We start from the raw sequence: 23,794 nt of genomic DNA on the forward strand, positions 1-23,794 counted from the left end.
ACTACTTTATGACGACCTTGGCGCCGACTTCTTCAAACTTGGCCTTAATCTTTTCAGCCTCTTCCTTGGTGATGCCGTCTTTTACCACTTTCGGAGCACCTTCCACAAGGTCCTTGGCTTCCTTGAGGCCGAGAGAGGTGACCTCGCGGACCACCTTGATGACCTGGATCTTGTTGCTGCCCACCTCGGTGAGCTCCAGGTCAAAGGCGGTCTTCTCTTCTTTCACCTCGGCGGCTGCGCCGGCGGCGGGCATCGCTGCCATCATTGCCATGGGGGCTGATGCCTTGATGCCGAGCTTCTCCTCGAGCTCCTTCACCAGATCGGCAGCTTCCATAAGGGTGAGGCCTGAGATTACCTCTACCAGTTCTTTCTTGTCAATAGCCATTTTCTTTGTCCTCCTGTGAAATTGAAATATGCGGGAATGTTCTTTACGATGCCGGGCTTCCCTCCCGGGACTTGTTCCACTGGTCCAGAATGCTCAGCATATCCCTGCCTGGTGCCTGGAGAATGCCCATGACCTTCTGTGCCGGCGCGTTCATGAGGGAGAGGAGCTGCGCGATCAGGTCATTCCTCGAGGGAAGGGTTGCCACGTTCATTGTTGCGGCCCTGTTGAGCTTCTGCCCTTCAAGATGCGCCCCCTTGATGAGGGGCAGTCCGTCGGGGTAAGCGGGCGTCTTCTTCTCCTTGGCGAAGGTGGTGAGCGTCTTGGCCGCCATCACCGGGTCGCCGTAGCCTATCACTACCGCTGTGGGATCTTTCAGGTACTCGTCGGCTCCTTCAAGCCCCTTTTCCTTTAGAACCTTTGAAATCAAAGTGTTTTTCGCTATCTTGTATTCGACATTGTGCTCCCTTAAGCGCTTCCTGAGCTCGCTGATGTCCTTTACATTAAGGCCTCTCTCGTGGCCCCTGTAATCGGTGAAGATAATGATGCTTGCCTTGCCGAATTTTTCTCTCAGCTCGGCAAGGATCTTATCCTTCTTTGCCATCACCTGCTTATGGGTTCCTTTCAAAGGTTTTCACCTCCTTTCTGAAATAGTGTTTTAAAAAACAAAAGCCTTCCGCAGAAAGGGAAGGCAAGATTACACCAGGAGAAAGTGATCTGTGTTTCCTGTCCTGCCTCGGCAGGTGGCCCGGAGGCCATTATACGCATCGCGTGCCTGCTTTCCACGGCTCACTCATTATACGCCATGGCTCGCCGCCTGTCAAGCCTTTCCCTCCCCCCCGGCTTCAGTTGGGGCGCAGCACGAAATAGTCCTCGCCGTGAATAAGGATGATGTGGCTTTCCCTTATATAAAGGACGAGGTAGCGGTCTGCCACCATGTCTCCCTGCATTACCTCTTCTATCGCGCCCTCCACTGAAAGGTAAGCCTTTGCTTTTCCCCCGGAGCGCATGATTCCCATTACTCTGATCCCGGGGAGAAAATCCGTGCGGCGCTCCACTTCCGCCGGCACCGATTTCATGGCATTCAGGGTGGTGTCTTTAAGAAATTTTTCTGCTTCTTTCAGTTTTTCCGGATCTGCCTCAACATTGAGGTAATGCTTGAGGGTCGCCATGGCGGTCCTCAAGCTCCCGGCAGCGCTCTCTATATCTGCTTTCTTCCTGAGAAACGAGGGTCTGGGCTCCACCCTGTAAGCTTCCTCGTAAGTCTTGATGGCATCTTGAGCCTGGCCAGACTTCAGCTGGCACTCCGCGAGAAGCTCGATAACATCGGGGTAGTCTTTCTCGCTTTTCATGATATGCCTGAGGTCCGCTATCGCCTTTTTGTAGTCGCCCTTGAAGTAGGAGCACCGCGCCGACAGATAATATGATTCAGGCGTCTCTTTGATCTCTCTGGAATCCCTGATATATTGTGAAGCTCTCGCATATTTCTTCTGCTTTATAAAAAAATCAGCGATATAGAGGAGCTTCTGGAAGTCCCTGCCAGGATTTTTCGCGTAAGCATCGAAGTTGTTTGCAGCCTCTTCAATGTTTTCCTCCCCTTCGGCGGCGAGCCCTTTGTACCAGGCCAGGTCTCGGTACTCCGGCTGAAGCTCCTCGAGTCTCCCAATGGCTTCAGAGGCCCTCTCGTAGTCTTTCAGGTCCAGGGACTTTTTCGCTATATCCATGAGCTTATCGGCATCGACTATCCCTTCAAACTCGCTTGGCGTGTGCGGCGTGCCCCGGGCGTTCCTTTTTACCCGGTAGGGCACGTAATACCTCTCGCGAAGCGGTGTTTCCACGCGGCCCGGTTTTTTTTCATCCTGCCCCAGAGGTTTAAGGGCGATACTGATATGCTGGAGCCCGAGGAGGTACACGATGAAGAGCACGGCGCCGTAAAAGCCCAGGATAATCCCGGCAAGGAAGAGGATAAATGAGGCAATTTTTTTCAGCACCGTGAACATCGGTTATCTCCTCAGCGTTGCCGTCACCGGCGTATGATCGGAGGGCTTTTTCCTTTTCCTCTCCGAGGTATCCACCGTCACCCCCGAGCAGAAGGGCGCAAGGGAAGGGCTTATCCACAGGTGGTCAAGGCGAATGCCCTGGTTTTTCCAGAAAGCTCCCCCCCGGTAATCCCACCAGCTGTATATTCCCCCCCCGCCGCTGTGGATACGCAGCGCGTCACTCAGTCCCATACCCCTTAACTCGTCAAGGAAGGCGTGCTCTCTGGGGTGAAACATCACCTGGCCACGGAAAAGCTCTGCATCAAAGAGATCACGCTCATCGGGAGCTATGTTGAGGTCGCCGGCGAGGACCACATGCTCGCGGCCTGCCATGAGCTCTGAAAGGTAATCTCGAAGCTGGGAGAGAAAGGCGAGCTTGTAAGCGAACTTGTCTGATTCCACCGATTCTCCCTGGGGAATATAGGCATTCACCACCGTGATACCCTCATAAACCAGGGAAATAACGCGCTTCTGCTCGTTAAAGACGGCGTCGGGGAGTCCCTGGCGAACATCGCTGTGGGATCCCCTTGTATGTATCGAGACGCCGTTGTAAGTTTTCTGGCCGTACCAGGCGCTTTCGTAACCAAGGGCGCTGAACTCTCCCGCCGGAAAGTCGTGGTCCTGGATCTTGGTCTCCTGGAGGCAGAGGACCGAAGGCCCATGGGCCTTGATCCATTCCAGCACGGAAGGGAGGCGCACCCTGAGAGAGTTCACATTCCAGGTGGTAATGGTGAGTTCCATGAGAGCACTCCTGTCATTCGTATTTAAGAGCCGTGATGGGATCGATGGATGCTGCGCGGTACGCCGGGTAGAGGCCGAAGATCACCCCTGTTCCTATTGAGACGGAGAGGGCAACGACAAGTGCCAGATAAGATATCACTGTTGTCCATTGGGCATAGTAGGAAATGCTTTTCGCAAGAAGAATTCCCACGGCCACGCCAATAATCCCTCCGAGTGTCGTGATGACCAGGCACTCCATAAGGAACTGGATCAGGATATTGATCTTTGTGGCTCCCAGGCAGCGCCGTATGCCGATCTCCCTTGTTCTCTGCGTGATGGTGGCGAGCATGATGTTCATGATGCCGATGCCCCCCACAAGCAGTGAAATCCCCGCAATAGCGCCCATCACTATGTTGAAAATCCTCTGGGTCTCCTGGCTCTGCTTGAGAAGCTCAAGGGGAATGACGATCTCAAAATCATTGATATTATTGTGCCTCCGCCCCAGCACTGTCTTTATGATGTGAGCTATCTCAAGGATCTGGCGCTCTTCCATGACCTGGACCACTATCTCTGAAACAGGGGCTCTTTCAAGAATATAGCGGACCTTCATGCGCTGTATCACATCCCTGAGGGAAGCCATGGAGCCCCCGCCCCTTATGTTGGTGGCCGATGTGGAGAGGGCGAACTGCTGCACTGAGGTGGATATGGGGATATAGATGTCGAGATTCATGTCCCTGGACTGCATTATTGTTGACCCCCCTGAAGAGGAGCGGTCCTCCACTACACCGATGCAGATGTAAAAACGCTTCCCGATTTTCACCTTTTTGTCGATTGCGTCTTCGAAGGCAAAGAGCTGCCTCCTGACGGCGGCACCAAGTACGCAGACATTTTCAAAGCGGTCTATGTCGTGATAGGTGATAAAACGCCCTTTCCGGAGCTTCATATTGGTGATCAGGGGATAATCGGGCGTCACTCCGAAGATTTTCCCATTGACAGGCTTCTTGCCGGCCCCCCTTATCTCTGTAGTGACCTCTCTCAGGCAGGCAACGCCGTTGATAAGGGGACATGTGGCCATGAGGGCCCCGGCGTCACCGTAACAGAGCCCCGATGGAGATTTTTTGTCGGATTTTTCAAGCTCTTCTCCCTCGACGTTCAATCTCTTCACGAGGATAATGTTGGTGCCGAGGCGCCTTATCTGTTCAATGGCTTCCTGCCGCGCTCCCTCCTGGATGGATACCATTGATATCACTGCTGCCACGCCGAAAATCACGCCGAGCATGGTGAGCAGTGAATGCATCTTGTGGGACCAGAGCTCGCGGAAGCCTGTGAGAAGCGATTCAAATAGGTTCATTCCGGTGAGGCTCCCTCAGGAGCTATTTCCCCTTTCCCTTTTTTCCGTTCTTGGGGACAAGGTCCACAGGCGAGGAGCCATTCTCCTTCTTTGAGGTAGCCTCGGACTCTTCAATGGACTTGGTGGGATCGCGGAGCGCCACATCCTCGCCTCCCTTGAGGCCTTTCGTGATCACCACGAAGTTCTCGTTCCGCTCGCCCACATCGACCTCTTTTTTCACGTAATTTTCGCCTTCCTTGATATAGACGAATTTCTTGCCTTCATGGTAAAAGACGCATTCAATGGGGAGGTTCAGCACTTTTTCAAGCTTTTTCTCAATTATATCGGTGTTGGCCGTCATGCCGGGGCGGATCTTTGAGGCATCGGTCTCCTTGAGGCCGATGGTGACCTCGAAGGTTTTCTGGCCGGGCGCCGTGGGATTTTCCCAGGGATGAGGCTCTTTTGCTATCCTGTCAATTTTTTCCACCTTGCCATGGAACAGCGAGCTGGGATCGGCTTCCAGGCTTATGGTGCACTTTGCGCCCACTTTCACCCTGTGAATCTCTGTTTCTCTTACCGGCACTATCACGAGGAGCGACGCAAGATCCGGGATCTCCATGATGTTCTCCCGGCGGTGCACGTCATCACCCTCGCTGAGCTTTCCCATCTGGCCTGACCTCCACACGTCCTGGAACACCACGATGCCTCTCGCGTTGGCTTTTACGGTGGCCTGGCTGAGATCTTCCGTCGCCGCCTCTGCATCGAGCCTGTTCTTTTTGCCTTTCAAGCCAAGGATGTTTATTTCGGCGCGCTTTTTGCTCTCGTCTGAGAGGCTCTTCTTCCTTGCTATCTCCACGGCAATCAGCCCTTTCTTTACCGCCAGCTCTTTTGACCGAACCTTCACCTCCTCGTTTTCCACATCGGCCTTGATGACGATTGATTCGGCGAAAAGGCGCTGCTGCCTCTTGAGCTTGTTTTTCGCATCTTCCAGCTCGCTCCTGTCATAATCAAGCTGCGACAGCTTGTCCTTGATATCGAGCTGGGCGCTGATTTTTGCTATCCTGAGCTCCTCCTCGGCTTTTTGGACGTCAGCAAGGGCCTGCTCGTAGCTGAGGGTCTCATCCCTCTGCTTGCGTGTCAGCTCCGTTGTATCCATCTGGGCAAGAAAATCTCCCGGCTTTACTATGGAGCCCTCCTTGCAGAGCTTGATAATCTTGCCTCCAAAAGGCGCAGAGATCTGCACGGATTTACGGGCTTTCACCTTGCCTATCTCAGTCACCTTGATGACAAAGTCGCCCTGCTGTACTTTTGTCGTGGGAATGCTCACGACTTCCTTTTTCCTGGGTATGAACCTTGCATAGGCGTAGTAGCCGCCGTACAGGAGGCCGGCAATGAGCGCCAGGGTGAAAAGCACTTTCAGAGCCTTCATGGAGCTTGTCCCTTCTTATTTCATTCTGTCACTGTTCTGGCGGGCCGGGGAGCTCTTTTCTCCCTGTTCTCCTGCCTGATAAGGTAGGAGAGGTCATAGCCAATGGATTTCCTGAGCTCATACTCGGCGATGATATAGTCAATCTTGGCGCGCAGGAGCTGGCTCTGGGCCTGTACCAGGGCCTGCTGGGCATCAACAAGCTCCCTGTTGTTGATGAGCCCCTCCTCCCAGCTCCTTTTTGCCAGGTGGAGTCTTTCCTCGGCCGCCCTGAGATTTTCCTCCCGGAGCCGCACTTTGTTCTGGTTGAGGTTCACAAGACGGATGTATTCCCTCACTTCCTTGACAATCTCTCTTTTCTGGTCGGCTATTTTCTGCTCGGCAAGCGCCACGAGCCTCTGGGCCTTCAGAAGCTCCTCCCTGAGAGCCCGCTTGCTGATGTCGATGGAGAATTCAATGCGCGCGTTCCAGGCGGGATAGAGAAGAGAGCCGGTGCTTCCCGAGCCGAAGAGGAAATCCTTCCGCGTGGCACCGTAGCCTCCCACGAGGTCAAGCTGCGGCATGAGGTTGTTTTTTGCGATAACGACGTTTTCCTGGTTCTGGATGAGATCCTCGCCGCTCACCATGAGTTCTTTTCTCACCAGGAGGGCAAGATCAAGACACTCTTCCTCGAGAAAGTCGCTTGGGGTATAAGGCACGGTGTAATCAATGTCATATTTCCTCCTCGCGTCGAGGCCCATCGTCAGAAGGAGGGAATCCCTGCTGTCCTGCCAGGTTTTCTGGGCGCTCAGGAGGCCGTCCTGCGATTCCACCAGCAGGATCTCAGCGCGGGTGAGATCAATTTTTGAGACCATCCCCTCGTCAAACTTTTTCTTGGTGATCCGGAGATTTTCCCGGGCGCTCTTTACCGCCTCCTCATTGACATCAATGAGTTTCTTTGACTGGAGAAGAGTGAAGTACTTCCTTATTACCTCAGAAACCACGCCTTGTTTTGAGAGAAAGTACTGGAGCTCCTGGATGGTCCAGTTTCTCTGGCTTTTTCTCACTTCCTTCCAGCCGATGAGGGGGCCATAGCCCTTGGCCATGGGGTGCCGGTATTCAAGGGAGAGATCGTAGCCTGCCAGGTCGGTGAAATTGGTCCTTATGATCTCACTGGAGGCTCTTACCGTGTCCCCCAGGGGCATCTTATAGGAAAGCTCGCCCTTCGCCTCCATCTCCTCATACCCATGATTGAGGACTGTGGTACCGTTCTTGTAATATGAGCCCACTTTCGTGGCGAGATTGTCACTCATCGAGACATAATAATCAGCCTCTTTCTCTATGAGCAGCTCAAGGGCCTGCATGAGGCTGAAGTTCCTCTTAAGGCAGATCTGCACGCAGCGGTCAAGGGAGAGCACATCAGCGGTGCCTGCCACGTCTTCCTGGGAAAAACAGCATGAGGCAGACAGGCACAGGTGCATTGCCAGGAAGATTGCAAGGGCTCTTAAAGCTCTCCTCATGGCTTCCCCCCTTCTGGCGCATTATTTTCAGGCGGGGGGCTCCCGGTGGTTCCCTCCTGGTGAGGGTGCTCTGCCGCGATCTCCTCTTCCTCTGATATGGCGCCGTCAAGAAAATGGATTATCCTGCTTCCGTAGTGTGCAACTCCCCGGTCATGGGTTATCAGGAGCACCGTCATGCCCTGCCGGTGAAGCTCGGTGAAGATGGCCATAATTTCTTTGCCGGAGACGCTGTCAAGGTTTCCAGTGGGCTCGTCAGCCAGCAGTATGGCGGGGTCGTTGACGATGGCCCTTGCAATGGCGACCCTCTGCTGCTCGCCTCCGGAGAGCTCCGAGGGACGGTGTTTTATTCTTTTCCCGAGGCCGACCCTCTCAAGGGCCTGCTTGCACCGCGGAATTCTCTTTGATATTCCGGCATAGATGAGGGGAAGCTCTACATTCTGGAGCGCCGAGGCCCTCGGGAGCAGGTTGAAGCTCTGGAACACAAAGCCAATTTTCTTGTTTCTCACCCTGGCAAGTTCGCTGTCCGAGAGCCTGCTTACCTCCCTGCCGTCAAGCATATAGGAGCCCGACGAGGGCCTGTCGAGGCAGCCGAGAATATGAAGGCACGTTGATTTTCCCGACCCCGAGGGTCCCATGATGCTTACAAACTCCCGGGCATTCACTGTAAAGCTTATTCCTTTGAGGATCGGCAGCTCAATTCTGCCGAGCTTGTATACCTTGGTGAGACCCTTTATCTCTATCAAGAGAAACCCCCGCGTGGTATCAGGTATTCTCTGCGTATCCTTCTTATACTTGAAAGCATACCAGATTGCATCAGTATAAACCTTAGCCTGTTACAGGAAATATAAAGCTTGCCATGTGCGTCAGTATATATTGTGACATTTATATTCATGTTCCTTCAAGAGAGGAAAAATGTATGAATCTTTCCAAGGCCATACCTTTCCCCGTTGACTCTTCATGAGAAAAAGTTTACAATAAATCCTAGGAACTTACTGGAGGTAAGCACGATGGGAATGTTTGATTTTGTCAATTCAACGGATCGAAGCCCCGGTTACAAGAGGTTTTTTTATTCGTCATTAGTGGTAAGCCTCATCATTTTTGGCCTTGTCACCTATCTCTATGACAAGAATGAGACTGACAAAATGAAGAGATATATTCAGCAGAAACGAGACGAGCGGCGGGCAGAGCAGGAGAAGAAGAAGAAAGATGAAATCGCAAAGCAGTTGGCCGTTATCGCCGGGACAAAAACGGAATCCATAGGTGTCGTGGTGTGGAAGGATGATTATCCCGCCCGTCTCAAGGAGGATAACACCCAGGAGAAAGTGTCAGCCTTCCTTTATTCCTTTCTCTATGGCCCTTACGACAGCTTTACAAGGGGCTATAACATGTTTCTGAATGTCATCTACAAGGTGAGCTCTTTCCCCAAGATGGATATACCTCCCAACGGTCCCGGGGGTCCCCAGGGTGGTCCCGGGGGTCCCCAGGGCGGCCCCGGTGGTCCCCAGCAGGGTGGCCCCGGGGGTCCCCAGGGCGGCCCCGGTGGTCCCCAGCAGGGTGGTCCCGGGGGTCCCCAGGGCGGCCCCGGCAGTCCCCAGCAGGGTGGTCCCCAGGGTGGTCCTCAGCAGGGCGGCCCCGGTGGTCCCCAGCAGGGTGGTCCCGGTGGTCCCCAGCAGGGTGGCCCCCAGGGTGGTCCTCAGCAGGGTGGCCCCGGTGGTCCCCAGCAGGGTGGTCCCCAGCAGGGCGGTCCCGGTGGTCCCCAGCAGGGCGGTCCCGGTGGTCCCCAGCAGGGCGGTCCCCAGGGTGGCCCCGGTGATTCTCAGGGGGGGCCTGATGACAAGAAGGGAAGCCAGAAAATGCCTGTTCCATGGGCTATTCCCAAGGATATGATAGGAGCCGTTGAGGGATACTACAAGGATACCCTCGAAAAGATGGGAAACCTCACTGCCGATACTCCCCAGGCTGACAGGATCAAGTTCAAGCTCTCGCAGATTATTGATGAGCAGATGAAGATCCTGGAAGAGATCAAAGCTGATCCTGAAAATTATGATACGATTCAGAAAGCCCGCACCATATGCATCACGACCAACAAAAAGATGCTGAAGCTCCACAAGATGATGGGTGAGCTCTGCAAGGCCTATCCCGACACTTTTTCCCAGAACTGGGTCTCCTTTCTGGAGGGGAGAATGGGAGAATGGGACAAGGTAGTGAAGGACGACAAAAAGCCCAGAAAGTTCATAAAGCTCACTCCCCCCGGCGGTCCCAAGCAGGGCGGCGGTTCCGGCGGTCCCAAGCAGGGCGGTCCCGGCGGCCCCAAGCAGGGCGGCGGTCCCGGTGGTCCTCAGCAGGGCGGCGGTCCCGGTGGTCCTCAGCAGGGTGGTCCCGGCGGTCCTCAGGGAGGCGGGATGATGGGCCCCGGCGGTTCCATGTCGGGGCAGGGTGGTCCAGGCGGTCCCCCGCAGGGCGGTCCCGGCAGTCCCCCGCAGGGCGGTCCAAAGAAGAAAAAATAAGAGGCATGCATCCAGATCAGCCCTGCCCGCTTTCCAGGGTCCCGTCGTTGATGGTGAAGAGCCTTGTGGTGCAGGTGGCGATGGCGGGGTCATGGGTGGCGATCACCACGGCGGCTCCCATGGTGCCTGCCAGATTGGCAATCAGGCGGTGAAGAATCTCGGAATTCTCATTGTCGAGCTCTGAAGTGGGCTCATCGGCAAATAGAAGCGACGGCCTATTGATCAGAGCCCTTGCTACTGCCACCCGCTGGGCCTCACCTCCAGAAAGCTCGCCCCATCTGAAGTCGGTGCGATGACCCATTCCCACCATCTCAAGCATTTCACAGGCCCGCTCCATCCTTTTTCGCCTTGGTATGCCGCAATACTTCAGAGGCAATGCCACGTTCTCCGCTGCAGTGAGGTGAGCAATGAGGTTGAACTGCTGAAAGATGAAGCCGATGTGCTCTCTTCTCTCCCTGGCAAGGAGGGCAGGGTTCTCGGTTCTTATCTCCCTCCCTTTCAGGGTGATGGTCCCCGACGAAGGCCTGTCCAGGAAGGCGAGGAGGTTCAGCAGCGTGGTCTTGCCGCTCCCGGAGCGGCCGAGGATGCCAATGATGTCGCCGCTCTCTATGGAAAGGGAAATGTCCTTGAGGGCCTCCACGGTGTGGGGCCCCCGCCGGTATGTTTTTCGGAGTCCGCAACAGGTAAGAAGGTTCATCAGCTCATTGCCTCAATGCTTTTATCGGATCAATGGCGAGGGCCTGCCTGACGGGAACAAGGGCGGAGATTATACCGACAGTGAAGGTCCACAGCAGTGAAATGGCCAGAAGGCGCGGCGTAACGAGAAAGATTGAGATGCTCCAGCTTTGCGGCAGGTGGTGGTAAACAGTGATGAGGGTGAGGCTCAAAAGGGTTCCCATGAGCCATCCCGCCGCCCATATGAGAAATACTTCCCCAAGATGTTCCTTGATGATATGGCTGTTTTCAGCACCGAGGGCCTTCTTGAGGCCGATCTCCCTTGTCCGCTCCGATACGGCCATTACCATTATCACCGATACGCAGAGCATAGATGCTATCCCTGCAAGGACAAGGAGCACCATGGTGAGGAGCTCCCAGTAGGCCATATTCTCATCTATCTCCTTCTGGAGCTCCTGCGGCGAGATCACCAGGGCCCACGGGATGAGCGCCCTGAGGTCCCCGGCTGCCTTTTCCGCGGTCTCATTATCTCTGGGGATAATGATGATACTGGTGAAGAGGTGGGGGCGCCCAAGGCTCTCCTGAGCTGCGGAGAGGGGAACCAGAGCCTGCCTGTCAATGAGGGTGGAGGTTTTCCTGAGAATTCCCCTCACGGTGAATTTCCTGCCCCGCACGAGAAAGGGTTCACCGGTTTTCAGGCGGTAGCGGGTGGCTACGTCATAACCGGCCACAAGTGCCTCGGTGTCCGAAGGCATGAGGAAGCGCCCCTCGGCGAGGGGCGCCCTGTCCAGGTAGAGGGGGGCCTTGTCAGGCGGAATGCCTACCAGCGTGGGAGGCATCCCGAGGGTGAAGAGCTCCTGGGGATCAATTCGCCCGATCAGCAGGGGGATGGAGGTCCTGATGGCCGGTATAGCGTCAATGAGGGAGAGTTTTGTCTCGGAAATGAGGCCTCCTCCTGCCCAGAAGCTCATCTTTTCGCAGAGAAAGAGCTTCCCCGAGAAGGTCCTCCTGAAGCAGGCCGAGAGCTCGTGAAAATATTCGGAGATGGAGCCCACGGCGATGAACATAAATATGCCCACTGCCACGCCGGAAATTGCAAGAAAAGAGCGCAATTTCCTTCTTCGGGCATTGATAAAGGCATCGTAAAGCTCATCCATCAGAGGCAGATTCGAGACTGCCGCCCATAAAACCTCCCTTGACCTTTAAAGGAGAGGCTCGGTAAAGAAAAGAATTGATCAGTGAGGTGGCAGGGTAGTGACCTGCACCGGAAAGCGGGTTCCCATGGCGAAAGTGCATTTTCTCGAGTCCCATCCCACCAGGAACAGGATTCTCGGCATCAAGCGCCTTATTGCCGAGAGCGGTGTTCTTTCCTCCCTCAGCAGGGGCGATGTGGTGGCGGTGAAATTCCACCCCGGAGAACTGGGAAATCCTTACCATGTCGATTCTCTCACCTTGAGGATTGTCCTTGATGCCATCAAGGAGAGGGGAGGCGATCCCTTCCTCATGGACACGACAGCGCTCTATTTATGCACGAGAGCCACGGGGCTCGGGTACTACCGGACCGTCAATCTCCAGGGATTCAGCCTCTCGACTACAGGGGCGCCATTTATCTGCGGTGACGGCCTGGGCGGGAGCAGGGGCATCCTTCTCAAGGGAAAGGGGATTGCCGAGGAGATATTGATGGCCGATATCCTTGCCGAGTGCCAGTTCCTCTTCGTGGTGAGCCACTGCAAAGGCCACCGCATGACGGGATTCGGCGGGGCCGTCAAGAACGTGGGAATGGGATGTGTCACCAGGCAGACGAAGCTCTCTCTCCACAGGAAAGTCTCCTCCACCTTCGAAAGCGGGAAATGCAACGGGTGCGGGCGCTGCAATGAGGAGTGCCCCTGGCACTTCCCCCAGGTCGTTGATGGCCGTATGGTGAACACAAGCCCCTTCTGCATGCGCTGCACCATATGCATGGATTACTGTCCGGAAGGAGCCATAGCCCTTGTGGGCATTGAGAATCTGGGGAAGGCCATTGCATCGTCGGCCTGCGCTGTTGTGGAGCGCTTCGGGGAGAAGAAAGCGTTTCTGAACGTGGCGATGAACATCTCGGCGCACTGCGACTGTATCGAAGCCCCCGGAAGGCTAGTGATGGGCGACATCGGGTATTTTGCCTCCCATGACCTTGTGGCATGTGATCAGGCCTTTCTCGCCGGGGAGCGTGCATCGGTTTTTCAGGACCTTTATGGCATTGACCCCCGCCTGCATGTCAGTGAGGCCGAAAGGCTCGGCGGGGGCACCACCGACTTCGAGCTCATAAGGATTGAACCCTGAGGGAAGGAGAGGCAATGGAATAGGGGAGGCCCTTTTTTCGTAATATCTCCAGAAATTGGTGAAAGGATGTGACAAAATGAGACTTTTTCTTGCAGGAGCTGCCATCTCTGTTATTATGGCCTGTTCGCTCTTTCTTATTCCCGGGACGGGATATTGTGCGGAGGGGCAGAACAAGATGATGCTTGAAGAGTTCAAGCAGGCCGCGGGTGACCAGGTTGACTCGCGCCTCCTTGAAACGCTCTCGGCAACGATAGACAGCGTTTATAAGAAATACAAGTTCTCCGATGCCGATATAGAATCTCTCGGTGGCGAAGCGGTAAAACTCGTGACTCTGATCGCAGATTACGGCGAGAAGCAGGGCACCTCAACGGCAAACCTTGCCACGGCGCAAAAGGGAGTGAAGGACTTCTTTACCTATCTTGGCGGCTTCATGGGCAGATACAAGATCACAGGTGAAGATGTCCTGGCCCTCGGCAGGGATGTGACTGCAGTGGTGATGAGCTTTCAGAAGAGCTCAGACCCACCGGCCAAGGGGCCTTCGGGTGAGGACATGCAGAAGATCTTTGCAAGGCTCATGACTTTTTCGCGCTCCCACGCAATTCTTGCCCAGGACCTTGTGCCCATAGTGGAAAACCTCTCTGATATGGGCCTTTCCGTCATCGACAAAAGGGCGAAGGCACAGACGGAAAAAACGGGGGACCCTGCAACGGACTATGGTGTTTCAAAGGAGCAGGTCACAGGCCTGGTCACCGCCTTGATGAATTTTCAAAAAAAGTACAAAATCGACCTGGCAGAGCTCCTTGTGCTTGCAAATGACATCAGGCAGTCGCTCAAATAGCACCCCGCCGGCAAAAAAGAAGGAATTTCCGGCGGGATATATAAAGATGGATTCTGTAGGGTCTATTGCGGTGAAAATTACTGGAAAAGGATTTTAATCATGAGAAAGATGAAGGTTGACAAGTTGGGCATCGATCTCCTCACCCATGATCCCGTGGTGATACTGAGGGATTTTGAAGGGAAGCGCTATCTTCCCATCCTCATAGGCCCCTTTGAAGCCACAGCCATTGCCCTGGCCCTTGAAGGAACACCGGTGCCCCGCCCTCTTTCCCACGACCTCATGAAGTCCATCATAGAATCGCTCAAGGCCACAGTCAACCGTATAGTAATCCACGATCTCCATGACAATACCTTTTATGCCAAGATAGTCCTGGAGATGGAGGGCAAGACCATAGAGATTGACGCCCGCCCCAGCGACAGCATTGCCCTTGCGCTGAGGGCCAATGCCCCTATCTTCGTGTCTGAGAGGATTGTGCTTGAAGAGACCGTCGTTGACAAGTCGGCGGAAGAGCAGGATCTCAAGAAATTCAAGAAATACATAGAAAATCTCAAGCCCAGTGATTTTCTGAAAGGGCTTGACAAGAGAGATTTTGAGTAGCCCCCCTCACCTGCCACAGGAGAGTTATGGATTATCCGGCATTGAATAACGACCTTGATGCCATCGGGCGTAAGGATGAAGCCATATTCAGATGCAAGGAGCTTATCCGCCAGGCGAGAGACTCTGGTGATTATCACTACAAGCTCTTTTTTGAGGGGAAGCTCAATGCCATCAACGGGCTGTTTGATGACGCCCTCCTCAAGATAAGAAAAGCCATTGATCTTGAACCCCAGAACCCCGTTTTTCTCCTCGATGCGGGCATATGCAGCGCGAAGCTGAACAAGTTCCATGAGGCCCTTGCCTTTGTTGACCAGGCCCTTGCCATTGACGGATCACACCTGAGGTCCCTGATGCACAGGGCTTCACTGCTGGCTGCGCTGGGTGACCTCCGCGGTGCGCTCGGCGTTTATGATTCTCTCGCCGGCAGGGAGCCTGAAAACCTGCACCTCGTCCTTGAGAGAGCCATCGTACTCCGCAGAATGGGATTTCATGACCTCGCCCTCGACGGGCTTGAGCATGTGCTTGCCGGGCAACCCAGGAATTTTATGGCACTGCTCAACCTTGCGATCGTGCTCGATGACCTGGAGCATCATGATGAAGCCCTTGAGGCCTATGGGCGGGCAAGGGCGGTGGAGCCCTCAAATCCGGCCCTCCTCGGAAGGATGGGCATCCTCTGCCAGAAACTGGGAAATTCCGACGAGGCCCTCAGGTATTTTGACAGCGTTCTTACCCTGGAACCCCAGAATTACACGATTCTCTACCACAAGGGTCTTGCACTCGCCGCAATGGGAAACCACCCTGAAGCCATAGAGCTTTTTGAGATCTGCATAGCGGCAGATCCATACTCCAAGGAGTCCTGGAAGAGCAGAGGCGAGTCTCTCACAAAGATGGGCGACCATGAAAAGGCCCTTGCAAGCTTTGAGGAAGCCATACGGATTGACACATCCTACCTCGAGTCCTTAGTGAGCAAAGTGAGCTCCCTTAACATGCTGGGCAACTGGAGAGAAGCCCTTGAGGAGGCAGACAAGGTCCTCGGGATTGACAGCGATCAGCCCGGGCTTTACCTGGAGAAAGGCTTCTCATACTATTATCTGGGTATGCCTGAGAAGGCCATTGAAGCCTTCGACATGGTCCTTCGAAAAGTTCCCGGGAACGTGAAGGCACGTTATCACAAGGGCCTCTCCCTGGAGAAGCTCGGGAGGTTCAAGGAATCGCAGGAATGCTTCAGGCATGTTCTCAGGGAAGTTCCTCAGGATATGACAGCCCTCCACCATCTCGGGTACTCCCTCTTCAAGGAGGAGCGCTACCGGGAGGCACTCGCCGTGCTTGATGAAGCCCTGCTTGTTTCGCCCAATAACCCGGAAGTGCTCTCCCTCAAAGGATTCTCTCTTTTTGAGACCCACCGTTTCAGAGAAGCGCTCGCACATTTCAACAGGGTCCTGGAGCTCAACGAGGGCCATTCCCCGGCGCTTCTCGCAAAGGCAAGAGCACTTGCGGCATGTGAACTCTGGGAGGAGGCCTCTGCATCCTTTGAAAGATACTATCAGCGCGACCCCGGGAATGCCGCGGTCCTCGCTGAGATGGGGAAGGTTCTCGCAAGGAGGATGCTTTACCGTGAGGCTATTGCATGCTTTGACAGGAGCCTGGAACTGCACCCCAAGAACGTCGAGGTGATGATGCAGAAAGTCGTGACCCTTGAGCTCGCCGGGGAGTATGACGATGCCGCGCGCCTTATCTACAGGGTTCTGAAGGCCTTGCCTTCCTCTGATGCGAGGCGCCCCTTCTTTGAGTTTAAATATGAATATCTCCGCCGCTACAAGAGAAAAGAAACCCAGGCCAGTACCGGAGAGGAGAAAACCGGGGAAGAGCTCCATGAGGCGCTGGTAAACAACATATTGAACGAGTTCTGGAAGTATGAGATAGAGGAGAGGGCCAGGAAGAGCAGGGATGGGGAGCATGAGCGTGAATTTATCGCCACCGCTGCAGACTCTGAGGAACCGGCATCCGAGAGTGACCCCTTTCTTGCGGTCCTGGAGGGGCAGGGATACTTTCTGCGGGCCGGGTCCCGGGGCATCCTTGTGAATCCCGCGGGACATTCATTTTCAGGGGGGCCTTTTTCGCTCCGTGACATAGATGCAGTGGTGGTGACATCACCGGAGAACCAGACAGCCTCCGCACTTGAGATGCTGCTGAGCGCCCTCTCCAGGGCCCGCGGGATGCGGGAGGCCAAGGTGCGCCACGAGCAATTTCTCGCTGCCGGCCACAAGGTCATGACACTGCTTCGCGATAAGGAGAAAGGCTTTGACGAAGCCCAGCGCCTCCTCCAGGCAGGCTATTCACTGAGGGAGGACCTTCCTTACCGGAAGCTTGATCTTTTTGTTACCCCGGAGGTCTTCGGAGCCTTCTCTGGGATTATCGCGAGGTACAGGGACTTTGTGCAGACCCTCCATATTCTTGATGTTTCTCCCTCTCTTCAGTACTGCATATATGACGGTGATATCTCAATGGTGGCTTTCCCTGGAAGAGCCGGAAGCGGGGGACAGGAATACAGGCCTGTCAACCTCCTTATCTACTGGCGTGACAGGAGCGTGCTGCTGGCAAAAGCACCTCCCGAGCCTCTTGAGCTTCCGTGGGACCGCATCCTGGGAGCCAACACTCTCCTCCTCGCAGAGATGGGCTCTCTGGAGCGGGAGAATTTCGATATCACAAGAAGTTTTCCCGACAGGTTCGCCGGCGGCAGGACCGGGGTGATGGGCCTGGCTCTCTACCATGAGCTATTTTCCCCCCGTCTCATCGTGCTCACCCGGCTTGAGAAAGGGTATGAAGAAAAGGCGGGCCTTCTGTGCCGGATCGTCGCATCGACGCTTCAGTGCCCCTGTATCACGGCTTCACCGGGGATGGAACTGTCCCTTATCCATTTCGGGCCCCTTTGTCAGCGATGCACTCAGTACCTCACCTCTCCCATGCTGCTGGAAAGATGCCTGTCGCCTGCAGAGACGATCCTTGGGGAAGGAGCCTTCTTCTGCGATTCCTGTTCCTCACCTGCCTGAAGCTAGGGGCTTTTCTCTTTTTTGAATCTCTCGAGAAGCTTTCTGTCAAGCCTGCTCTGAAAGAAGAGCTTCTCATAGCTCTTGCCGAGGGTCCTGTAGCTCTTCTGGATGATGGTGAAGTGAAGATCCTCAAAAATCTCCAGGTACTCAATGAACTCCTCAAGGGGGATTATTTCGTTCAGATAGAGGCAGGTGTAAGGGTTGAAGGTGTTGAGCGTCATGTTCAGCAGGGAGAAATCCATTGTGTCACTTACAATCCCCCGTGCCTTTGCGTATTCCCAGACATGGCTTCCGGGATAGGGCGTGAGAATGTTTATGCTTCCCCCGTCGAGGGCCCCGCGCTTGTAGTTCTGAAAAATGAAGTTGTAGGTTGCGAGAAGGTCCTCCCGCGTCTCCCGGGGAGCGCCTATGATGAAGGAGCCTTCTACTGGTATCCCGAATTTCAGGCAGAGGTCCAGGGCCCTTTGCACGTCCTCAACGCTTATCCTGCCTGCCTTGTAATAGCGGAGCATCCCCTCGGAGCCAGACTCTATGCCCATAAAAACCCGGGCCACGTTCATCTTTCTGAGGAGCCTCAGAGTCTCTTCGCTTATTGAGTCCGCCCTGAGTGAAACGGCGAAAGCCACCTTCCTGCTGAGGCCTCTGGCCTCGATTCCCTCGGCAATGGCCCTGAGCCTGGATGGGTTTACCGTGAAGAGATCGTCCTGAAAGACAATCTGTGGCGGCTTGTATGCCTGGTAAAGGCTCTCCAGCTCTTTGAGGACATAATCTGCCGGCGCAAAGCGGTAGCGGCTCCCCGCTATCGCGCAGAAGACGCAGTCAAAGGGGCATCCCCTCGAGCTCAAGAGGTATTTCGCCCTCCCGGTGAGATCCCAGAGGCTCCTGTCGGGGTAAGGAAGCTCTTCGAGGGAGGGAGGGGGCGGGCGGTCTTCCGTGAGCCTCAAAGATTCTTTTTCCCTGAAGACTATCCCCCTGATTTTTGCCAGGTCTTCAGGGATGAAGCTCCCCCTTTCCGCGAGGAGGGTCACCAGCTCAAGGAAGGTGGCCTCGCCCTCACCTCTCACCCCGATATCAAAGGAAGGATCGAGGGTATGGGGCAGGGCCGTGATGTGGGAGCCTCCCACGATAAGGGGGATCTTTCTCCTCTCTTTCACTTTCCGGGCAAGTGCGCAGGCTCTCCGGTATGACCGGGACATCGAGGAGATACCTATAAGGTCCGCCTCCTCGGGGATATCATCACGTGCTCCGTCAATGAGGGAGATCTCAAGCTTGCCTTTCCATCGGGACTTGAGGTATGACGCGAGGTACATGAGGCCGAAAGGCGTGGCAAGCTCCTGGACGGTCTCCTCGTTGATATCAAGCGCGACTAGCAATATTTTCATATGAGATGGCCCTGACGTTAAATTCTCACTAAAAGCGCTGAAAACCTGCAGGCTCCCGCCCGGGAAGGAGAGAGGTGAGACCTGGAGAATACTCTCCCGTGAGGAAGCCATTCTGCGGAGAGGAGCCCCAATGAGGGACGAGTGCGGGAACAGAGTGCTCTTGATATTTACCGGCGGGACCATTGCGATGGACTCGGAGACCCTCTCGTCGCTCCACACGGCCCGGGAGATCCTGGATTTTGTCCCTGAGATTAAGTCCCTTGCCCTGGTAGATGCCTGCCAGGTGTGCAACATTGACAGCGTAGAGATGAAGCCCTCCAACTGGGTCGAGATAGCAAGGCTTGTCTATGAACGGTACGATGATTATGACGGCTTTGTGGTCCTCCACGGCACCGACACCATGGCCTATTCTGCGGCAGCCCTCTCTTTCATCCTCCAGAACCTGGGCAAGCCCGTCATTTTCACCGGCTCCCAGATACCGCTGGCGAGCAGGCTTGCCACTGACGCGAGAAACAACCTCATCAATTCCGTGCGATATGCCCTCATGGACATTGCCGAGGTCTGCATCTTTTTCGGCACCCAGCTTCTGCGGGGCAACAGGGCCCGCAAGATAAGCGGCTTTGACATCAACGCCTTCAAGTCCTTTTCTGATGATCCCCTGGGGACGGCCGGCGTCCGCCTCAGCCTCTCAAGGGACGCGCGGCACCGCTCACAGGCCCGCCCCCTGCTGAGACCCCGGCTTGTGACAGAAGTTTTTCTGCTCAAAGTCTTCCCCTCTCTTTCAAACGATGCGATTGACGGCCTCGTGTCAATAGGCTCCAGGGGGATTGTCCTTGAGACCTACGGCACGGGAAATCTTCCCATAGGGCCCCAGGGCCTTGTGCCAGGCATCAGGAGGGCCATAGAGGCCGGAGTCACTATTGTGGTGGCCACGCAGTGCGAGATGGGGTCGGCCGAGGATCTTTACCCCTCGGGGAAGCTTCTCAAGGAGATGGGAGCCCTCATGGCTCATGACATGACCCCTGAAACGGCCCTTGTAAAGCTCATGTGGGTCCTGGGGAATGCCGCCCATGAGAGGGAAGTGAGGGATCTCATGCTCACCAACATCACCAAGGAGTTTTCCTGGCCATAATGTTACATTTTGTCAATTCCCCCGGCAGGCATTAAAAGATATAATAGGAGTATATTTAAAGTAAGCGAGGTGCATTATCAATGACCCAGATTCAGCCCGCGGGACATTCACCATATTTTGAGAGGGCCCAGGGAATGCCGGCCCCCCAGGCTCATGAGAATGAAGGAGCATCGTGCGACACGGTGAGCCTTGGAGAGGCACCCCCCGATGACGGTACTCCCGGCGTGGAAAAGAAAAAATGGACCGTCATGCTTTACTCGGCCGCCGACAATAACCTTGAGGATGCCCTTCTCCAGGATGCCATTGATCTCGAATCGGTGGGATCAGACAAGAACACCAACGTGCTGCTGCAGCTCGATCGCGGGAAAAATCCCTCGTCGATGAGCGGTGCGTGGCCGGGATGTCATCGTTATTTTCTCAATAATGACAGTGACGGCAAGAACCTCAATTCACCGGTGCTCAATGATATGGGCCAGGTCAATATGGCCGATCCCAAGACGCTCACTGACTTCATCTCATGGGGGATGAAAAATTATCCGGCAGAGCACTACATGGTAATCATCTCCGATCACGGCGGCGGGTGGCCCGGCGCCGTCGAGGATGACTCCCATGGCGGATGGATGAAGACCAGGGACATCAATAAGGCTCTTGAGGATGCCGCGAAAGAAGGGGGGCAGAAGCTCGATATCGTGGGATTTGATGCCTGCCTGATGGCGACGTCAGAGGTGGGATATGAACTTAAAGACTCAGCGGGCTTCATGGTGGCGTCAGAGAATACCGAGGGTGCCGACGGGTGGCCCTATCCGCAGATATTAACGCAGAAAAGCCTCAGGAACCTCCAGAGGGCACTGAGGGAAAAGCTCGACATCACCCCCGAGGAAGTGGCGAAGAAGATCATCAAGGATGCTGAAGGTTTTCAGCACAGCCTCTCGACACTCTCAGCCGTCGATCTCTCGAAGATGAAGGACGTGGCAGCAGCTACCGATGCCTTTGCCGACAAACTGATGGCCACCGCTACTCCCAGGGAGACCCTTCGGAACATCATCAAATCCACAAAATCCTGGTACGGCTTCAAGGATCAGTTCGATTTTGCAGAGAGGATTATCAACAGCAAGGATGTCAAGGATGAAGAGCTCAAGACCGCTGCAAAGTCAATGATGGAGGCGATTGGCACTGCCGTCATCGCGGAGCAGCACACAGCAGCCCATAAGGGAGCCCATGGCCTCACCATAGAGCTCCCCTCGTACCCGTCGGCTCCTTCAGATGAATACAAGGAGCTCAAGCTTTCCCAGGATACGAAGTGGGATGAGGCCCTCGGGAAGCTCAGCAGCTGAGGAAGGGTTTCGCCTTATTGAGATCGGTTTTCAGAGAAAATACCGTGCAAGCAGGTATTTTCTCTTTTTTTAAGAACCTTATGGGGAGAAAGAAATACCCCGGCTCAAGAATCATTGAATGAGAGGTGAACACAATGAGAATATTCCGTTTCCTGTCCCTGGCGGTGCTGCTGGCCTTTCTTGCCGTAGCGCTCTCCCCGGGAGGGGCTTCAGCCAAGATTGCCCGGGACCTTGACGAAAACCTCCCCGTAGCCATCGTGGCAACCAATTTTGACAATGTGGAGATCCAGCTTCCGAAGCAGGAATGGCGCAAGTGCTACCTTCTGGACCTTCTCCCCCCCGAGACCAAGTTCAGGGTAGGCAAGGGGGGAAAGCTCTCCATCATCTACTTTTTTGACGACCACATGGAAGTGGCCAGGGAGAATGCCGAGGGGACTGTTGCCTTCAGGAACATATCGCCTTATAACGGCACAGTGGACAAGCTCAAGCCCCGGGCAAGCACCTCCGATGGAGAGCTCCCTTACATGATGTTCAACAAGCTACGGAAGGATTTTTACAAGAATGTGAATGATCCTGGTGAAGAGGACAGGGAGAAGATGATCGCGTCGTCGTGGGTAAAGAACTGGACCTTCCCTCCCGTGTTCTACTGGTATGATCTGAAGACGCCTCCCTACCGTCTCCAGCTCTTCGATGAAAACGATGTGTTCAAGTATGAGAAGGAGTCAATGGAGCCTACTTTCAAATATCCTTACAGCGATCCCAGCCTCACCAAGGGCACGGGGCTCTACTACTGGCAGGTTCTCACCAAGTCCAATGACCTGCTTGTGCGCAAGACTCCCTTCAAGATTCTCACCCTCTACCAGGCACGCGATGTACTCAGCAGGGAGAAAGAGTTCGAGCGCCTCAAGCAGAAGGATCCCAAGTTCGATTCCATTGCCTACACGGAGATGTTCATCCTTTACTCTCAATATACATGCTGGGATAAGCTTCTCCATCTATGCGACGAGATCAAGGACAAGGACCCCCAGAACCCTGTCATATATGATATACTGGCCCGCCTCTATGTCATCAAGGGCTGTCCCATCTATTCGCTGCGGGCCCATGAGAAAGCAACGCAGCTCGGCTCCACTGACGTGATCCTGGACTGAGACCCCCGGCAACAGGTTTTTCACGATGGCCCTATGGGCGGCAGGGAAGAGAAACCCTGCCGCTTTTCATTCCAGTGGTTCCGAGGGCTCGAGAGCCCTTTACAAGAGGTTCTTTTCTGTGCTATAGTTCTCACAGGAAGCATTTTAGATGAAAAGAGTTGAGACTCCTTGGGTATCTTCGGAAGGCTTACCAGGACGGTAAGGCTCCTCATCATCATCAATATCCTTGTCTATATCCTTGATTACCTCCTTGGCGGTGAACTCACCGGCCTTCTTGGCCTCACTCCCAGAGAGGCTGTTATGGGATTCAAGGTGTGGCAGTTCTTCACCTATATGTTTGTCCATTCCCAGCAGAACCTGGGGCACCTGGTCTTCAACATGCTTGCCCTCTGGATGTTCGGGGGGCCCGTGGAAGATGCCATGGGAAGCAGAAAGTTCATCAGGTATTATTTCATTACGGGCCTTGGCGCCGCCCTCTTCGTCTGCATATTTTCCTGGAACAGCCTTTCCATCGGCGCCTCCGGGGCAATTTACGGCCTTCTCGTCGCTTTTGGCATGCTTTTTCCCGATGCGCTTGTGCTGGTCTTTTTCATCTTTCCCATGCGGGCGAAGTACTTTGTGATACTCTTTGCCGTAATCGAGCTCTTTGTGACCATCACCACCACAGGGAGCGGCATTGCACATTTTGCCCACATAGGGGGCCTTGTCACCGGCTACCTCTACCTGAAGTACAATTACAAGCTTGAGGAGATGTACACGGCGGCCAGGAATTACAAGACAGTAAAGACCGCCCGGAAGGTGATGCCGGTGAAAGAACAAAGGACTGACGAATCCCCGCGGGAGAACCATAACCTGGAGGAGCACGTGGACAGCATTCTTGATAAGATTAACAAGAGCGGCCTGCAGTCACTCAGCAGCGAGGAGCATGCCATGCTGCAGAAAGCAAGCGAGCGCCTCAGGGAGCGTGACGAGAAAGTGGTAGATCTCAAGCAGTACCGGGAGCGGTACCGGTAGCGCCATGTTCCCGGCAGGAGCCGCATGTGAGACAATGAGAGGAGATCAATAAAAGCCCATGGACCATGTTCCCACCCCCGAGATCTCTCTTGAAAGCGCTTTTCAAGCGGTGATTGAAGCGCAGACCCAGTCGGAAAAGTCCCATGCGCTGAAAAAAGTGAGCAGAAAGTTTTACTTCATGTGCCGCCATGCAGGAATGAAAAGGGAAGACATCCTGTCGCTTGCCACAGAGATCATTGACTGCTTCAGCGAGGATATAAAGGCGCTGAAGATCAACGTGGACAGGAAGAAATAATCCTCTTGACATTTCACTTCCCACCCTTTATAATGAAGTTAATTATCCAGTTGGTTAATTTTGTCGAAGAGCGCCGGGAGTTCCAGGCGCTTCCGGTATATATAAAG

Annotated in this window: 21 protein-coding genes; 10 read left to right on the plus strand and 11 right to left on the minus strand. The window is 54.6% G+C overall.

What is annotated here, in order from left to right; genetic code table 11:
• Window position 1: 1 nt before the first annotated feature.
• The 8 genes from rplL to RDV48_16435 all read right to left on the minus strand — a co-directional run bounded on the left by rplL (window position 2) and on the right by RDV48_16435 (window position 8,139).
• Window positions 2–379, minus strand: a complete 378-nt coding sequence (gene rplL, locus RDV48_16400; GenBank protein ID MDQ7824384.1) for a 50S ribosomal protein L7/L12 — start codon at window positions 377–379, stop codon at window positions 2–4.
• Window positions 380–428: 49 nt separating this feature from the next.
• Entirely contained in the window at window positions 429–1,010 is a 582-nt protein-coding gene (rplJ, locus tag RDV48_16405) for a 50S ribosomal protein L10 (GenBank protein ID MDQ7824385.1), read from the minus strand.
• Window positions 1,011–1,227: 217 nt separating this feature from the next.
• Window positions 1,228–2,382, minus strand: a complete 1,155-nt coding sequence (locus RDV48_16410) for a CDC27 family protein (protein ID MDQ7824386.1) — start codon at window positions 2,380–2,382, stop codon at window positions 1,228–1,230.
• 3 nt (window positions 2,383–2,385) lie between these two features.
• Entirely contained in the window at window positions 2,386–3,162 is a 777-nt protein-coding gene (gene xth, locus RDV48_16415; GenBank protein MDQ7824387.1) for an exodeoxyribonuclease III, read from the minus strand.
• Between the two features lie 13 nt (window positions 3,163–3,175).
• A complete protein-coding gene (locus tag RDV48_16420) occupies window positions 3,176–4,492 on the minus strand; it encodes an ABC transporter permease (GenBank protein ID MDQ7824388.1) in 1,317 nt (438 codons plus the stop codon).
• Between the two features lie 22 nt (window positions 4,493–4,514).
• Window positions 4,515–5,900 carry an efflux RND transporter periplasmic adaptor subunit gene (locus RDV48_16425; GenBank protein MDQ7824389.1) on the minus strand — a complete coding sequence of 462 codons (1,386 nt, stop codon included), beginning with the start codon at window positions 5,898–5,900 and terminating at the stop codon, window positions 4,515–4,517.
• 20 nt (window positions 5,901–5,920) lie between these two features.
• Window positions 5,921–7,396 (minus strand): TolC family protein, encoded by a 1,476-nt coding sequence (locus RDV48_16430; GenBank protein MDQ7824390.1) that lies wholly within the window; start codon window positions 7,394–7,396, stop codon window positions 5,921–5,923.
• On the minus strand, window positions 7,393–8,139 hold the full coding sequence (locus RDV48_16435) for an ABC transporter ATP-binding protein (GenBank protein ID MDQ7824391.1): 747 nt from the start codon (window positions 8,137–8,139) through the stop codon (window positions 7,393–7,395). The genes RDV48_16430 and RDV48_16435 overlap by 4 nt, the downstream gene beginning before the upstream one ends.
• Before the next feature lie 264 nt (window positions 8,140–8,403).
• On the opposite strand from RDV48_16435, the gene RDV48_16440 reads away from it, so the two are divergent.
• A complete protein-coding gene (locus RDV48_16440) occupies window positions 8,404–9,903 on the plus strand; it encodes a hypothetical protein (GenBank protein MDQ7824392.1) in 1,500 nt (499 codons plus the stop codon).
• Window positions 9,904–9,919: 16 nt separating this feature from the next.
• Here the strand turns inward: RDV48_16440 and RDV48_16445 are convergent, their stop codons facing one another.
• The gene (locus RDV48_16445) at window positions 9,920–10,543 is read right to left on the minus strand and encodes an ABC transporter ATP-binding protein (GenBank protein MDQ7824393.1); all 624 of its coding nucleotides are present in this window, start codon (window positions 10,541–10,543) and stop codon (window positions 9,920–9,922) included.
• 61 nt (window positions 10,544–10,604) lie between these two features.
• Window positions 10,605–11,735: an ABC transporter permease gene (locus RDV48_16450; protein MDQ7824394.1), complete on the minus strand. Its 1,131-nt coding sequence runs from the start codon at window positions 11,733–11,735 to the stop codon at window positions 10,605–10,607.
• A gap of 97 nt (window positions 11,736–11,832) precedes the next feature.
• On the opposite strand from RDV48_16450, the gene RDV48_16455 reads away from it, so the two are divergent.
• The 4 genes from RDV48_16455 to RDV48_16470 all read left to right on the plus strand — a co-directional run bounded on the left by RDV48_16455 (window position 11,833) and on the right by RDV48_16470 (window position 17,382).
• A complete protein-coding gene (locus RDV48_16455; GenBank protein MDQ7824395.1) occupies window positions 11,833–12,897 on the plus strand; it encodes a DUF362 domain-containing protein in 1,065 nt (354 codons plus the stop codon).
• Window positions 12,898–12,973: 76 nt separating this feature from the next.
• On the plus strand, window positions 12,974–13,735 hold the full coding sequence (locus RDV48_16460; protein MDQ7824396.1) for a hypothetical protein: 762 nt from the start codon (window positions 12,974–12,976) through the stop codon (window positions 13,733–13,735).
• A 99-nt stretch (window positions 13,736–13,834) separates the two neighbouring features.
• Window positions 13,835–14,332, plus strand: a complete 498-nt coding sequence (locus tag RDV48_16465; GenBank protein ID MDQ7824397.1) for a bifunctional nuclease family protein — start codon at window positions 13,835–13,837, stop codon at window positions 14,330–14,332.
• 26 nt (window positions 14,333–14,358) lie between these two features.
• Window positions 14,359–17,382: a tetratricopeptide repeat protein gene (locus RDV48_16470; protein ID MDQ7824398.1), complete on the plus strand. Its 3,024-nt coding sequence runs from the start codon at window positions 14,359–14,361 to the stop codon at window positions 17,380–17,382.
• 2 nt (window positions 17,383–17,384) lie between these two features.
• Here the strand turns inward: RDV48_16470 and RDV48_16475 are convergent, their stop codons facing one another.
• The gene (locus RDV48_16475) at window positions 17,385–18,764 is read right to left on the minus strand and encodes a radical SAM protein (protein MDQ7824399.1); all 1,380 of its coding nucleotides are present in this window, start codon (window positions 18,762–18,764) and stop codon (window positions 17,385–17,387) included.
• A gap of 130 nt (window positions 18,765–18,894) precedes the next feature.
• Between RDV48_16475 and RDV48_16480 the strand changes: the two genes are divergently transcribed.
• The 5 genes from RDV48_16480 to RDV48_16500 all read left to right on the plus strand — a co-directional run bounded on the left by RDV48_16480 (window position 18,895) and on the right by RDV48_16500 (window position 23,687).
• Complete coding sequence (locus RDV48_16480; GenBank protein ID MDQ7824400.1) at window positions 18,895–19,896, plus strand: asparaginase; 1,002 nt, start codon at window positions 18,895–18,897, stop codon at window positions 19,894–19,896.
• Between the two features lie 80 nt (window positions 19,897–19,976).
• Entirely contained in the window at window positions 19,977–21,230 is a 1,254-nt protein-coding gene (locus tag RDV48_16485; protein MDQ7824401.1) for a clostripain-related cysteine peptidase, read from the plus strand.
• A 134-nt stretch (window positions 21,231–21,364) separates the two neighbouring features.
• A complete protein-coding gene (locus tag RDV48_16490; GenBank protein MDQ7824402.1) occupies window positions 21,365–22,378 on the plus strand; it encodes a hypothetical protein in 1,014 nt (337 codons plus the stop codon).
• A gap of 168 nt (window positions 22,379–22,546) precedes the next feature.
• On the plus strand, window positions 22,547–23,392 hold the full coding sequence (locus RDV48_16495; protein ID MDQ7824403.1) for a rhomboid family intramembrane serine protease: 846 nt from the start codon (window positions 22,547–22,549) through the stop codon (window positions 23,390–23,392).
• 58 nt (window positions 23,393–23,450) lie between these two features.
• Window positions 23,451–23,687 (plus strand): hypothetical protein, encoded by a 237-nt coding sequence (locus RDV48_16500; protein MDQ7824404.1) that lies wholly within the window; start codon window positions 23,451–23,453, stop codon window positions 23,685–23,687.
• Window positions 23,688–23,794: the final 107 nt, after the last annotated feature.

The sequence above is a fragment of the Candidatus Eremiobacterota bacterium genome (assembly GCA_031082125.1).
Lineage (GTDB): Bacteria > Vulcanimicrobiota > CADAWZ01 > CADAWZ01 > Ess09-12 > Ess09-12.

Excerpts from the sequence above, each read along its gene's own strand:
- RDV48_16450 (MDQ7824394.1), bottom strand. The coding sequence starts at position 11,735 with ATGGATGAGCTTTACGATGCCTTTATCAATGCCCGAAGAAGGAAATTG.
- RDV48_16440 (MDQ7824392.1), top strand. The coding sequence starts at position 8,404 with ATGGGAATGTTTGATTTTGTCAATTCAACGGATCGAAGCCCCGGTTAC.
- RDV48_16480 (MDQ7824400.1), top strand. The coding sequence starts at position 18,895 with ATGAGGGACGAGTGCGGGAACAGAGTGCTCTTGATATTTACCGGCGGG.
- RDV48_16425 (MDQ7824389.1), bottom strand. The coding sequence starts at position 5,900 with ATGAAGGCTCTGAAAGTGCTTTTCACCCTGGCGCTCATTGCCGGCCTC.
- RDV48_16410 (MDQ7824386.1), bottom strand. The coding sequence starts at position 2,382 with ATGTTCACGGTGCTGAAAAAAATTGCCTCATTTATCCTCTTCCTTGCC.
- RDV48_16465 (MDQ7824397.1), top strand. The coding sequence starts at position 13,835 with ATGAGAAAGATGAAGGTTGACAAGTTGGGCATCGATCTCCTCACCCAT.
- RDV48_16430 (MDQ7824390.1), bottom strand. The coding sequence starts at position 7,396 with ATGAGGAGAGCTTTAAGAGCCCTTGCAATCTTCCTGGCAATGCACCTG.
- RDV48_16460 (MDQ7824396.1), top strand. The coding sequence starts at position 12,974 with ATGAGACTTTTTCTTGCAGGAGCTGCCATCTCTGTTATTATGGCCTGT.
- RDV48_16500 (MDQ7824404.1), top strand. The coding sequence starts at position 23,451 with ATGGACCATGTTCCCACCCCCGAGATCTCTCTTGAAAGCGCTTTTCAA.
- RDV48_16470 (MDQ7824398.1), top strand. The coding sequence starts at position 14,359 with ATGGATTATCCGGCATTGAATAACGACCTTGATGCCATCGGGCGTAAG.
- RDV48_16490 (MDQ7824402.1), top strand. The coding sequence starts at position 21,365 with ATGAGAATATTCCGTTTCCTGTCCCTGGCGGTGCTGCTGGCCTTTCTT.
- RDV48_16420 (MDQ7824388.1), bottom strand. The coding sequence starts at position 4,492 with ATGAACCTATTTGAATCGCTTCTCACAGGCTTCCGCGAGCTCTGGTCC.
- xth (MDQ7824387.1), bottom strand. The coding sequence starts at position 3,162 with ATGGAACTCACCATTACCACCTGGAATGTGAACTCTCTCAGGGTGCGC.
- RDV48_16475 (MDQ7824399.1), bottom strand. The coding sequence starts at position 18,764 with ATGAAAATATTGCTAGTCGCGCTTGATATCAACGAGGAGACCGTCCAG.
- RDV48_16485 (MDQ7824401.1), top strand. The coding sequence starts at position 19,977 with ATGACCCAGATTCAGCCCGCGGGACATTCACCATATTTTGAGAGGGCC.